The sequence below is a fragment of the Paenibacillus sp. FSL K6-0108 genome (assembly GCF_045040695.1).
In the GTDB taxonomy this organism is placed as follows: Bacteria; Bacillota; Bacilli; order Paenibacillales; family Paenibacillaceae; genus Paenibacillus; species Paenibacillus pabuli_B.
The window spans coordinates 3,798,054-3,811,405 of sequence record NZ_CP150288.1; the positions used below are offsets into that span (position 1 = coordinate 3,798,054).

11 protein-coding genes are annotated in these 13,352 nt (G+C 39.5%); 5 read left to right on the forward strand and 6 right to left on the reverse strand.

Translation table 11 applies throughout. From position 1 onward, the window contains the following. Positions 1-359: 359 nt before the first annotated feature. Complete coding sequence (locus tag MHB49_RS17135; RefSeq protein WP_405152270.1) at positions 360-1,151, forward strand: carbohydrate-binding protein; 792 nt, start codon at positions 360-362, stop codon at positions 1,149-1,151. A gap of 631 nt (positions 1,152-1,782) precedes the next feature. On the opposite strand, the gene MHB49_RS17140 is transcribed toward MHB49_RS17135, so the two are convergent. Next, complete coding sequence (locus tag MHB49_RS17140; RefSeq protein ID WP_405152271.1) at positions 1,783-3,645, reverse strand: beta-glucoside-specific PTS transporter subunit IIABC; 1,863 nt, start codon at positions 3,643-3,645, stop codon at positions 1,783-1,785. A gap of 266 nt (positions 3,646-3,911) precedes the next feature. Here MHB49_RS17140 and MHB49_RS17145 point away from each other — a divergent pair, with 266 nt between their 5' ends. Then, the gene (locus MHB49_RS17145) at positions 3,912-4,655 is read left to right on the forward strand and encodes a MurR/RpiR family transcriptional regulator (protein WP_405152272.1); all 744 of its coding nucleotides are present in this window, start codon (positions 3,912-3,914) and stop codon (positions 4,653-4,655) included. Between the two features lie 102 nt (positions 4,656-4,757). Here MHB49_RS17145 and MHB49_RS17150 read toward each other — a convergent pair whose 3' ends face one another. Next, positions 4,758-5,930, reverse strand: a complete 1,173-nt coding sequence (locus tag MHB49_RS17150; protein ID WP_405152273.1) for a CynX/NimT family MFS transporter — start codon at positions 5,928-5,930, stop codon at positions 4,758-4,760. 167 nt (positions 5,931-6,097) lie between these two features. Here MHB49_RS17150 and MHB49_RS17155 point away from each other — a divergent pair, with 167 nt between their 5' ends. Beyond that, a complete protein-coding gene (locus tag MHB49_RS17155; protein WP_405152274.1) occupies positions 6,098-6,976 on the forward strand; it encodes a helix-turn-helix domain-containing protein in 879 nt (292 codons plus the stop codon). 301 nt (positions 6,977-7,277) lie between these two features. Here the strand turns inward: MHB49_RS17155 and MHB49_RS17160 are convergent, their stop codons facing one another. The 3 genes from MHB49_RS17160 to MHB49_RS17170 all read right to left on the reverse strand — a co-directional run bounded on the left by MHB49_RS17160 (position 7,278) and on the right by MHB49_RS17170 (position 10,252). Further along, a complete protein-coding gene (locus MHB49_RS17160; protein WP_405152275.1) occupies positions 7,278-8,702 on the reverse strand; it encodes a glycoside hydrolase family 1 protein in 1,425 nt (474 codons plus the stop codon). Positions 8,703-9,056: 354 nt separating this feature from the next. Further along, positions 9,057-9,701, reverse strand: coding sequence for an MBL fold metallo-hydrolase (locus tag MHB49_RS17165; RefSeq protein WP_405152276.1), 645 nt, complete (start codon positions 9,699-9,701; stop codon positions 9,057-9,059). A 206-nt stretch (positions 9,702-9,907) separates the two neighbouring features. Then, complete coding sequence (locus tag MHB49_RS17170) at positions 9,908-10,252, reverse strand: winged helix-turn-helix transcriptional regulator (RefSeq protein ID WP_405152277.1); 345 nt, start codon at positions 10,250-10,252, stop codon at positions 9,908-9,910. 367 nt (positions 10,253-10,619) lie between these two features. Here MHB49_RS17170 and MHB49_RS17175 point away from each other — a divergent pair, with 367 nt between their 5' ends. After that, positions 10,620-11,192: a flavin reductase family protein gene (locus tag MHB49_RS17175; protein ID WP_405152278.1), complete on the forward strand. Its 573-nt coding sequence runs from the start codon at positions 10,620-10,622 to the stop codon at positions 11,190-11,192. Between the two features lie 230 nt (positions 11,193-11,422). Here MHB49_RS17175 and MHB49_RS17180 read toward each other — a convergent pair whose 3' ends face one another. After that, positions 11,423-12,415, reverse strand: coding sequence for an acryloyl-CoA reductase (locus MHB49_RS17180; RefSeq protein ID WP_405152279.1), 993 nt, complete (start codon positions 12,413-12,415; stop codon positions 11,423-11,425). A gap of 171 nt (positions 12,416-12,586) precedes the next feature. Here MHB49_RS17180 and MHB49_RS17185 point away from each other — a divergent pair, with 171 nt between their 5' ends. Then, positions 12,587-13,180 carry a TetR/AcrR family transcriptional regulator gene (locus MHB49_RS17185; protein WP_405152280.1) on the forward strand — a complete coding sequence of 198 codons (594 nt, stop codon included), beginning with the start codon at positions 12,587-12,589 and terminating at the stop codon, positions 13,178-13,180. Positions 13,181-13,352 lie beyond the last annotated feature (172 nt).

The window sequence follows — 13,352 nt, forward strand, 5'->3', positions numbered from 1 at the left end:
TGTACCCAAAATCCGATGATAAAAGTGGGCAAATACTATTTTTTTCACATTCTCCGTTAAATTGGGGAATTTCTCTTGTGAGTTCATGAGACGAGTGCTACAATTTTGAAAAAATATGGATTGTGAGTGGATTGTACATATTTGTACATATGAATCGCGGATCTTCACGGGGGAAAATCACCGTATTTATGCTTCGGCGGCTCGTTAATCCATTGAGGTTCCTCATCTTAATTCGCGTAATAGAACGTTGTTTTTGTTAGACGCAGCCTGATATTTGGGACCCGTCCCATAGTGCCCTGAAAGCGGTTTACATCCTTAAAGTTAATGTCATTCCTAATCTTACAAACCGAGGTGTATTTATGATTCATTTAACCATTGAAGTACAGTGTGAAGATGGAACTATCCTTGCCGAGCATACCGATACGAACCACACTCATCTGGTATATGATCAACCGTATCAACCTGGAGATTCTATTGTGCTCAGAAGTTCCAGGGACGGCGTCTATTTGTATATCCAGCTGGATGATGCTTTGAATCCGGATTTTGTATATCTGTCTGGGCAAGAGTACCGTCTAAGCATCCCTTTTAATGAAAAGAAAACCTCATATTCTCCCAAGTCATTTACGGGTCAACCACATTTGCTGACTGTACGGGTTGCATCCACTGAGGAGATTAGTACCTACAAAAATCTTGCCGCAAATTCACATGATCATCATACCAACTCAACGTTGTACCCCCATGCTTCAGCTAATGTTGAGACGCGTGGTGAGGCCGTGTTTGCTGCCCGAAATGCAATTAATGGCAATACGGCAACCTATTCACATGGAGAGTGGCCATTTGAATCATGGGGAATTAATCAACGACTAGATGCAGAATTCACACTTCATTTTGGACGTCTTGTTGAAATTGATAAGATCGTATTGTACCTGAGAGCTGACTTCCCCCATGATAATTACTGGAAGCAGGTTACCTTGTCTTTTTCTGATGGCAGTTCTATAACTTCATCTCTTGAGAAATCCGGAAAAGCACAGGCTATTCTCTTTGAACCAAGGCAAGTGGAATGGGTGAAACTTAGCGAATTAATTCAATCTAATGATCCTGCACTATTCCCAGCACTTACACAGTTCGAGGCATACGGACGAGAAATTTAAGCAGTAGTAACGGATAAAGAAAAAATTATTGAAGAATCATATCCTGATTCAATTATCGAATCGTAGTAAGTCAAAGTTTTTATTCACCAAATATAAATACCCGCCTGTCCCTATCTTTAGGACAAGCGGGTATTTACTTACGACGGATTATAAATCTTCACAAGGTAACAGCCGAGTTGGAATTGGCTGAATGGTTATATTCCTATCTTTTGTCATTTCCTAATTAATCCTCAGCTATCCTGTCCGTTAGTTCAATAAAGGCAGCCGATAATGTTGATCCGCTGCCTCCTTTGGTACTATTGAGCTATCGTTTCCCGTTAGCGTAATTGATATCTATTGTAATGTATTCATATGCTCTTAGTTAGTAAGATTTCCAAAGGCTGACACAAAGTTCCCTACCAAAAAATAAAAAAACCTTATTCTATAAGGGATTTCATGGTTGGTAACTTTATGTCATTCTACAATTCTCATAAATCATATCTACTCTTTATCAACCTCTTCTGTTTCCTGAACCGTGTTAACTCACTACTTATCTCTAATCGCCGTTCATTCTAGCAGCACAAGACAAAACGGCAGTGTTTCTCTAAAGGTGCTTTGGAATCACTGCCGTTATTGTTTTGTTAACACCAAATTAGGCTTTGACTGTGTAGATTAATTCTTTCTCATGAATTGTGGTACGCCCAGCTGATTCCACATCGGTATATTGATGCATGTTCGTAATAATGACCGGCGTAATCATGTTGTAACCCGCTTTTTCGATCTCTTCACGGTCAAATTCCATCAATAGATCGCCTACGGATACTTTAGTCCCTACCTGTACCTTTGGCGAGAAAAATTGGCCTTTTAGCTTTACAGTATCAATTCCAATATGAATCAACATCTCTACGCCAAGATCACTCACGAGACCAATAGCATGCCCACTCTTGGAAACAGAGAATACTATGCCGTTAACTGGAGCAACTGCACGTCCTTCAGCAGGTTGAATGGCAAATCCTTTACCCATCATTTCTTCTGAAAAAGCAGGATCTGGAACCAGGCTAAGTGGCTTAACTTCCCCACTGATCGGGCTGAATATTTGTTCATCCTGTAATTTATTGTCTTCTGTTACTACAGGTATAGTTGCAGACATTGCTGATGGTGCAGGTACGTCTTCCTGGAAGCCCAGAATATAAGTAATGACGCTAGCTACAACGAATGCAATTAAAGCAGCAATCAGTGCATAGAATAGGTTGCTAATGTCTGGACCGACATATGAGGCAGCTCCCGGAAGACCTACAGTGCTAATAAAATAGGCTTTAACTGAAAAGGCTCCCAGAAACGCCCCAGCGACTGCGCCCCCAATGAGCGCTGCAATAAATGGTTTTTTAAATTTCATGTTAATGCCGTACATGGCAGGCTCCGTAATCCCCATAAGAGCGGTCAGTCCTGTAGAATATGAAAGTGATTTGGTCTGGGTGTTTTTAGACTTGAAGCCCACACCAAATGCAGCACCACCCTGGGCCATATTAGCTGCGAACATTAACGGAACGATAAAATCGTAACCAAGTGTTGCAATCGAACCAACTGCAAGCGGCAACAGTGCATAATGCATGCCTGTAATAATCAGTACAGACATCGTGCCACCAATTAAAATACTTGCAAAAATGGATGCGTTATCAAATAACCATCTGATACCACCAGATAAACCGTTTCCAATAATACCACCCAGTGGCCCGATCGCGATCAAGGTTAGTGGTACCATGATAAGTAACGTTACCGTTGGTACAATAATCATTTTGAGTGAAGTATGCGTAATATAGTCTATAGCTCTCTCTACGTAAGCAGAGATCCAGATTGCAATGACGATGGGAATAACCGATGATGCATAGGATGTAGCAATAACTGTAATCCCCGCAAACGATGTATTACCCTCTTGAAACAAGGCTGCAATGGTTGGGTGCATAAGACCAGCCGCTAATGCAGCTCCCACATAAACATTGCTACCCATTTTCTTCGCAGCACTAACGGCCAGAAGTATAGGCAGGAAGTAGAATGCACCATCCCCAACGGCGGATAAAATGATATAGGTTGAACTTGTATTCGTTATCCAACCAAGAGCTACCAGAATGGACACAATCCCTTTGATCATACCTGCGCCAGCAATGGCTGGCAGGATTGGCGTGAACATGCCCGAGATGAAATCAAACAATGCGCTAATCGGATTTCTTTGTTTCTTTTCGCTTTTTGGAGCACTCTCTGCGCTAGGCTTATTGCTCATATTGTTCACTAGTGCTTTATACACTTCGGAAACTTCATTGCCGATAATCACCTGAAACTGACCACCGTTTTCCGTTACCCCCATAACGCCAGCTGTGTTTTTCAACGTAGTTTTGTCTGCTTGATTGTTATCGTTCAGATTGAATCTGAGTCGAGTCATACAGTGTGTAACTTGATCGATATTCTCTTCCCCACCAACCAGTTTGAGAATATCTTTGGACAATTGTTGTTTATCCATGTTGTAAGGCTCCTTCGACGTATAATAAGGTATTCTCTGACCATGGACGCGTCTGGCCAGATATAATGGAAGTACGAAACATATGTTATAACGTCATGTTACTCAGAACAGGGAAGAAAATATATATGATTTAAGTGTTTAGTTTGCTTTGACACGAAATGATTTTTGTTACAAAAGTGTAACACGTTGTTTCCAAACCGTAGGTAATATATACTGTCTAAGCAGGCTACTTATTATTTTGACTATGGTCTAAGGAGTGCATATTTATGTTCACCAGTGAGCAAATCTCATCCTATAACGATTTAGAACTATCTTTATACAACTATATTTCTCAGAACATGGAAAAAGTGGCTTACATGCGTATTAGAGAACTGGCCAATGAAACTCATGTATCAACAGCCACCATTCTGCGATTTTGCAGAAAGAATCAATGTGAGGGATTTTCCGAATTTAAGGTAAAACTTAAAATGCTCGTTTCCCAAAAAGATAAATTAACGAAGCAAGAGTTGAAAAGTCCTCATCATGCCGTGTATGCGTTTTTTGAACATTCTCAATCTCCTGAATTGGTGGAAAAAATTTCGGCAGCAGCGAAATTAATTGCTACAGCTAGTAATGTCATTTTTATTGGTATCGGAAGCTCTGGAGTAATGGGTGAATATGGAGCTAGGTTATTTTCAAATTTAGGGATATTCTCTATGTACATAAAAGATCCTCATTATCCTATTCATACGAGAATTCAAAAAGACAGTATTACGATTGCTTTGTCTACGCGAGGTGAAAACCCATATGTTCAACCTTATCTCCAACGGATCAAGCAGGATAAGCATAAAATTATTGCAATTACGAATAATCGCCAATCTACCATGGCTAAAATTTCAGATGTATGTATTCCTTATTATGTAAAAGAAGAGTATCTCGGAAGTATTGACCTCACTACACACACACCTGTTATTTTCTTATTAGAATGGCTAGGTAAAGAGGTTTACAATCTTATTGCAAAACTAGAATAAGAGTTATGTTCGAGCATCCATTCTTTCTAAATTTAAGCAAACAAAAAGAGAGTCATTTCGACTCTCTTTTAAGCTGCTATAGCTCTCAAATGAATGCTTACTTTAAGCTCTTTCCATTCCTTTTTTCTTCCGTGTTGCTGCAATTTGTGTCATGATCATTAGTATGATGATCACCATCATGCCAATCATAGCAGGTGTGAAGCTATGGGAAGAATCATGAATCCAGCCTAGCAATATTGGACCCATTGCTCCAATGACATATCCAGCAGATTGCTGCATCGCTGACCAGGAAGTAGCATCGTTCACATTGGTTGTAGAATCAATCGGTAACATCAGGTTTAAAGTGAATAAGCCCCCTGCCCCAACTCCAAAGAGTACCACAGAAACCATCGGCATGAAATTCATCATCAATAAAACCAACCCAACAATCATGAACAGAGATTCACCAACCAACCATACTCTTCTTGAGGGAAAGTTCTTCAATAATACAGGAAGTACAAAGCTAATCGGAATTTGGATGACAACAAATATAGTCAGACAAAGCGTTGCATAGGATTTGCTATACCCCATTTCCTGAATCATCAACGGGAGCCAAGCTGTAAAAGAATAAAACAACATGGCCATTAATCCAAATGAAAGCGTAAGCGTCCATGCTCTTCTATTTCCCCAGGGAAGTTTAATCTGCGGACGTTCTTTTATTTCACTCACATGAGCAGATTCAGATTGCGGCTTCACCATGATCCACCACATGATCGCTGCTACAAAGGCAATGACTGCCCACCCTCCTACTGCTATCTGCCAAGAATTGAAGTATGCCTCTAAGGGAATGGATACCATTGAACTGCCCGCAGCCCCTACAGTGATTGCAATACTATAGAGTGCAATCATGGATGGAACATGATCGGGAAAATACTTTTTAATAAAGCCTGAAGTTAACGGGCCAATCGAAGCGATCCCGATACCTACGATTAATGCAGATAAAAGTAAAACGGACGTAGACTGTGTAACTAGCCGAGTGGCTATTCCGAGTCCCACCACAATCAGGGAATTTCCAATAATTCGTTCTATTCCCCATCTCCCACTTGCTTTGACGGCAAAAGGTGAAAACACACCCATACATAGTACAGGTATTGACGTTAGCAAACTGGCTAATGCAGCGCTCATCCCCAAATCTTCCCGAATCATATCTAGCAGCGGAGATATGGAATTAATAGCCGGGCGCAAATTCAATGTAGCCACAAATAATGCAATAATTAAAAATATATTTTTCCTCATTGTAATCTCCTTTTGATGTCATTCTCATGTTATCTAGGCTCTATTCTACGTGGAGAGGAAGATGAAAAAGTAGGTGATAAGAGACATCTTTATAGGTGAATATGGACATTAAACGAAATTATACGTAAGATAATATCAAACACTCGGAATATAAAGGAGTCCTCATCATGAGCATCAGACACAGCAATTATATTATGTCCGGAGACGGTCTTTTCGAGCCTAGCGTTCCGATTAATGTGAACAGGGTTTATGAAACGTTTGAACTAAACTCCCATTCCCATGATTTTTTTGAAATCACATATATCAGTGAAGGTGAAGGTGTTCATTATATTGATGGTGAGGCTGTTCCTGTGGAGCAAGGGACTATTATTTTCATTCCAGTAGGGTGTGCTCACGTGTACAGGCCCAAAACCCTCATGAAAGATCGCCCCCTGATCGTTTACAACTGTTTGTTTCAAGAAAAGTATCTAACGGAACTCCACTCCTGTTTTCCGCAATCTCCGGACATATGTGAATATTTCACAAACAAGCAGTTACATTGGTTCTCTATGAAAGATCTTGATGGTACATATCATTACCTGTTCCGAGAACTTTATCGAGAATTTGCGACAAAACCTCCAGGATATTTGGCTGCTCTCTCTGCTCTTGTCATGCAAATACTAATCGGTTTATTTAGGCATCAAGTACAGAACGTTGCTTCCCTAGAAAAAAAGACGCAGTGGATGGCTGTCGACGAAGCAATTACCTTTATCAACTCTAATTATGCAAGCCGGCTTAAACTTAGCGAAATTGCCGATCGAGTTAACCTTAGCAAGCGGCATTTTAGTCGTCTTTTTCAAGACCATACCGGAATGAGCTTTACGAATTACTTGCAAAACATCCGTATGGATGCAGCATGCCGTCTCCTATCAGAAGGCCACAGCAGTGTAGCCGAAATTGCCGCATCAGTCGGATATGTGGATATGAAATTCTTTCATCAACTTTTTAAGAAAAAAGTCGGAATGACGCCCCTAGCTTACAGACATACATTGCGTCAGACCAAATAAAAAAACTACAGCCTACAAAAGGCAATAGGTTTCAACAAGTGTGGCAGTAAAGTGTCTCTATCGACTCCAGCGAACTATCCCACAGATGCGCCTCCGATGTGAAGATGGCCCAAGTGTATGCCTGAATCGGAGCTATATCCATCTATGACGCTGGCTTCCTTCGCCACTCAGAACTTTAACCCTATAGATAGCGTCCCTGCTGGGGGCACTAAAAAAGCCGCTAAATTAGCGACTTTTAATTTACTATCGTTTTCTTTCGACGTTCTCTAAGAAAAATTTTCGCTTGTTCATTGCCTTATTGCTATTCACGAAACAAGCTACTTCCGTTGCTCTCAATGACATCTTTGTACCAGTGGAAGGACTTCTTACGATAGCGTTCCAATGTTCCTGAACCATCATCATGACGATCTACATAGATGAATCCATACCTTTTTTTCATTTCTGCAGTTGTTGCACTAACCAAGTCAATACAACCCCATGATGCATATCCCATTAATTCAACACCATCTTGGATGGCTTCAGCGACTTGAAGCAAGTGCTCCTTCAAATATTTAATGCGATAATCATCAATAACGGTTTTATTACCATCTCCATCCGTAATCAGTTCATCTACGGCTCCTAATCCATTTTCAACGATGAACAATGGCTTCTGATAACGATCATACATCGCATTCATGATGTACCTTAAGCCTTGAGGGTCGATCTGCCAACCCCAATCACTCGCGGTCAAGAGTGGATTTGGAACACCACCAATCAGATTTCCTTCTCCTCTAATCTGCTTCGCAGGATCAGCCGTTTCACAACAACTTTGATAGTAGCTAAAGGAAATAAAGTCAACGGTGTTTTTCAAAATTTCTTCGTCGCCAGGTTCAAAATGAATATTAATCCCGTTATCTTTCATATAACGCTTCATGTATCCTGGGTAATAACCACGCACATGAACATCCGTAAAGCCTGTATTCTTATGATCAGCCTCCATCACTCTGATCATATCATTAGGGTCAGGAGTCAATGGATAAATCGGCATAGCAATGACCATACAACCCACTTTTATCTCTGGGTTAACTTCATGCGCTATTTTAACCGCCAGTGCACTTGCAACAAACTCGTGATGAACCGCTTGGTACAGCTCCTGTTGACTAAGCAGATCCTTAGGGGTGTTAATTCCACCGCCTACAAACGGTTCATCCAGAATAGAATTTATCTCATTAAATGTGAGCCAATACTTCACTTTGTCTTTATATCTGTTAAAAATGGTTCGCACATATCGTTCGTAGAAATCAACCATTTTCCGATTCACCCAACCATCGTATTCCCTAACGAGATGTAAAGGAGTCTCATAATGAGAGATCGTAACTAAAGGTTCAATTCCGTATTTCCGGCACTCGTCAAAAACGTTGTCGTAAAATTGGAGACCTTTTTCGTTTGGCTCAAGTTCATCCCCTTTGGGGAAAATTCTGGACCAAGCTATAGACATACGAAAAACTTTGAAACCCATTTCGGCAAGTAACTTAATATCTTCTTTGTATCGGTGATAGAAGTCAATCGCAATTAACTTCATATTATCCTCTGTTGGTTCTGTCGTTGGAGGTGTCTTAAGGCCGTTTGGCAGGATATCCTGAATGGATAGTCCTTTCCCATCCTCGTCATATGCACCCTCAATTTGGTTCGCAGCGACAGAGCCTCCCCATAAAAAACCATCAGGAAATTGAAATGTTTGACTCATTTGATAAGCCCCTTTCTTTAAACCTTTAGCGGATCGGGATATAAAACGAATCGCGCTACATCGGTTTTTCATCATGTATTTATTTTCACATCTTATGTTACATAGATTAATTCATAAAATACATGTTATTTCGTATTTAGTACAAGGTGTCACAGATTCACATTTGTAACACAAAAATAACACAGCGTATCAAAAGGTTGCTGATTGCGACTTCAGGGGTAACTCTATTTTTACTAAACCATCTCAACAGAAGTGGAAAAATAAAGAAGCCGCCAGAATGACGACTTCATCATAATAAGTTATTCAATGAAAGAGTTTTACTTTGCTTCCATCCTGATGTCTCCTGACATCAGGTCAAGAGACAGATTTCATATTTACAATGTTCTGTAAACTTTCCTTAATCTGATTCGTAACTTCGTTACCATGATACGTAATCACTTTTTCAATATCAAGCTCTAACAATTTATCAATCGACTTGAACGCAATCGTATGATCCAACGTTTGTTCGTCATTAAAAGACAAGAGACAACCATCTTTTGAATTTAAAGCGTCGCCAGCAATTAACGTTTGGCTAGGGATATGATACAACGACATATGATCTGGTGTGTGTCCTGGTGTAAAGATCACCTGAATACCACCTGCTAAGGGTAGAATGTCTCTATCTTTTAACGCTGTATGAACGCGCACGGACGGTGCGAAAGCTTTACTTTTAATGAGCGGAATAGTTCCGGTCAAATAAGGTACGGCTTCCTCATGAGCGAGCAGCATCACCTCGTTTCCCTTGGCTTCGAGCAATTCAGGCAGACTGCCAATGTGATCCCCATCTTGATGCGTAATGATGATATGCGTCAGCTTATCTAAAGTGAGATTTTCTTTTTCGAGTAACTTACGGATTTGTGTCAGTTGCCCCGGAATACCGGTATGAACAAGCAATACATTCTGTTCATCCCATAACAATGTTGGATATAATATATATTCACCTATAATATTCCATTTCAAGTTTTATTGCTTTTGTTCCATTACTTAGCTGAGACATAGAAATTTGCTCCCTAAATTTAGTAGACATATTATATTACTTAAAGTAAGCAATAAGTCAACCTAGTCCTCTTCTTTTGTTCGTTTTTAATTGAAAATCAAAGAAACCCAAGGTTTTCATTCACCCGGGCATCTCACTATTTAATGCGGAGGTCATACTAACTCACGGCTTATTGTTCATCATCCATATGATCTACTCCCCATTTGCATAGCTCTTGCAGAGCAGGGATGAGGGACTTGCCACGCTCTGAAAGGAAATATTCAACTTTAGGCGGTACTTGTGAGTATTCATGGCGTGTAATGAGCGAATCAGCCTCAAGCTCTTTTAATTGATTGCTAAGCATTTTATGAGTAACTCCATGAAGCGCTCTTTTCAACTCACCGTAACGCATAATGTCTTCCTTCAAAAGCAAGAATAAGATATGTAATTTCCATTTACCACTAATTAGCGATAAGGTATATACAAATGATTGATGACTATTTTCTTTTTCATTTTTTGTTTTAATTGGAATCATTTAGCGCTCTCCTTTTCGATAGTATCTCACTAAAAAGTGCATACTATTCTTTTTTCATGTTTCCATTATACTATACAACATAACTGAACGGAGGTAATTTTAATCATGAAGGATTTCAGTCCACGTGCTTTTGGTTATGGCTATCCCATGCCACTTTTGATGATATCTACTTACGATGAGAACGGTTGGACTGGCCACTCAAATCTCATTCTTTGATTCATTCAGCAATGGCTATTTCACTTTAGGAGATAAAATTGGAAATTACTGGAATGAAGGAAGAGCATTTTTGACTTTTAATCGTTAATTCTTATCTGTCAATAAAGTGTCCAACAAGAAAATAAACTAACAATGAAAAGGTGAACAAATAATGGCAATAAAACCTGTTGATTTAATGAAGGCATACCGTCTATTGCAAGTAGGTCCAACAACCATGATTTCTGCTAAACACGATGGGATAGAAAATGTAATGGCAGCCGCTTGGGTCGGTCTGGTGGGAAATAATAAAGTGATGGCATATATCGGTAAACAAGCTTACACACGTGAACTCGTTGAAAAGAGTGGTTACTATGTAGTACATGTTCCAACGGTTCAACAAATGGAAACGGTCTTGTATGTTGGTGAGCACAGCGCTAAAGAAATGGACAACAAACTTGATAATATCCCAATTTTTTACCAAGAAGAATTTGATTTACCACTAGTTGAAGGTTCCGCTGGCTGGCTAGTATGTAAGGTTATCCCAAATGCTCAAAATGAACAAGAACTTGATCTTTTTATGGGTGAAATTGTCGGTGCTTGGAGTGATGATCGAGTATTCAACAACGGGCATTGGATTTTTGATGATGCTCCTGATGAATTGCGTACAGTTCACTATGTTGCTGGCGGTCAATTCTATGCTATTGGGAAAGGTACTAAATTTAATCACGGACCTGGTAAAGACTAAATAATTCGGTAAAGAAAGCTCTTATAGTCCCATTTTGGTTAGATGAAATGGCAAAGGAGAATACTATCATTTTTCGTAGTTACAAGACGTAAGCTTCTTCTTTCCAGAAAATCCAGGTTGGCATTTTTTGTTTCGAGTGTTTCAAGCACTTCACTTTTTAAGCTGAAGCATATAGAGATCTTCTTAGATCAAGATCTCTATATGCTAGTGAGGCGATAATCTACATAAATTTAAGATACACGTACAAGTATACGTCCGAAAGTCTTAGAATTTAAAACTGCTGAGAGTGCCTCAGGAACCTCATGAAGTAGGATTTCACGATCTATCAACATCTCTAAGCTAGTGGGTTTCATTTCTCCGGCCATTTCTTTCCACAAATGAATTCTTTCATCTTGTGGACAATAAACCGAATCAATGCCTAACAAATTGACTCCACGTAAGATGAACGGTAATACTGTTGTTGGAAGGTTGCTACCTCCAGTTAAGCCGCTAACTGCAACCGAACCCCCATACATTATCTTGCTTAGAATGGACGCAAGTTGCTGTCCTCCAACGGGATCAACCGCAGCCTGCCAGAGCTGTTTGTTTAGTGGCTTATTTCCAGTCTGTACTTCATCACGAGTAATTACTTCTCTTGCACCAATAAGCTTTAAATAGTCTGCAGCCTGGGATTTCCCAGTACTTGCAGTCACATCATAGCCTTTTTTATTAAATATGGCCACTGCCACACCACCTACACCTCCAGTAGCTCCTGTTACTAACACCTTTCCGTTTTGCGGCAGGACTCCGTTGTCTTCCAGACGTTTAATGGATAAAGCGGCAGTAAATCCAGCGGTTCCATAAATCATAGCTTCCTTCAGAGTAAGATTCTCGGGAAGCGGCACCACCCATTCCGCAGGAACACAGGCGTACTCACTTAATCCACCGTAGTGTGAGACACCTAATTCGTAACCTGTCACTATAACCTTTTGTCCTTGATGAAAACGTGAGTCAACGGAAGAAACGACATGTCCCGATAAATCAATTCCTGGAACAAATGGATAATGCTTTACAATTTTGCCCTCTGAATTGGTTGCTAATGCATCTTTATAGTTAATGCTCGAATAAGCGACTTTAATAAGCACATCCCCAGTAGGTAATTGCTCAAACGGGATGGTTTTCACTGAGACAGAAAAATCCTCTAAATTTTTTTCAACCAACAGAGCATTCAAGTTTTTTATCATAGATTTTCTCTCCTTCTTTTATATAGAGACGATATAGAACTATTTAAACATTTTTATTCTGACCGGTCAACTTTTTTTATAATTACGTTTTTTTAAATATGATATAATATAAGAAGTTATGTATTCTCATTGTGTAATATATTAAATCCTTTTAATTATCATGGAGGTTTTATGGCTCGTTATAAAAAAACAGAGGAAAAGAAAAATCAATTGCTTTATGCCGCTTTTCAAGCATTGTCAGATCTCGGTTATGATGCAGTTACACTACAGATTATTTCAGACTATGCCAAGGTTAGTAAGGGTGTTGCTCACTACTATTTCGAAAATAAAGAATCAATATTCATTGAATTACTTACTTGGCTTACAGACAAAATTTTCAAAAAGGAATCTTCAAGTATTGCTCTCGAAGAAAGTGCGATTCCAAAACTACAATCATATATTCGTTCGGTATTCATTTCCCCAGAAGAAAATCGAAAATTCTATCGTGTATACCTGGACTTTTTAGCTAAAGCGAGTAGAAATTCAGTCTACAGAGAAATAAACCAAAGATTTTATGACAATTGTAGTCAAATTGGTTACGAAATTATTACTATTGGTCAAAAGGAAGGAGTTTTTAATCCACATATATCTTCGAAAGAGGCTTCTCGAGAAATTCGGGCTATTATTGATGGATACCTTATTCAATGGCTAATGATGGATGAAGATCAGCTTCATGATATCTACCATGAGGCATGTCTTGCTTCTATTCTAAAAATCTTAAAATAGTTAAATAAAAGTGATATGTTAAAAACCACCAGGAGCTCGACCTGAAAAACATTCAAACGGCTATGAACATACCGTCTGGATAGTGCTTAGCTACTGCCGCAGACTTCAGAGTACAAAAAAGGGTGAACCGTTGTTCACCCTTCCCCATTCATGTGTATAACCCATTGGTAGA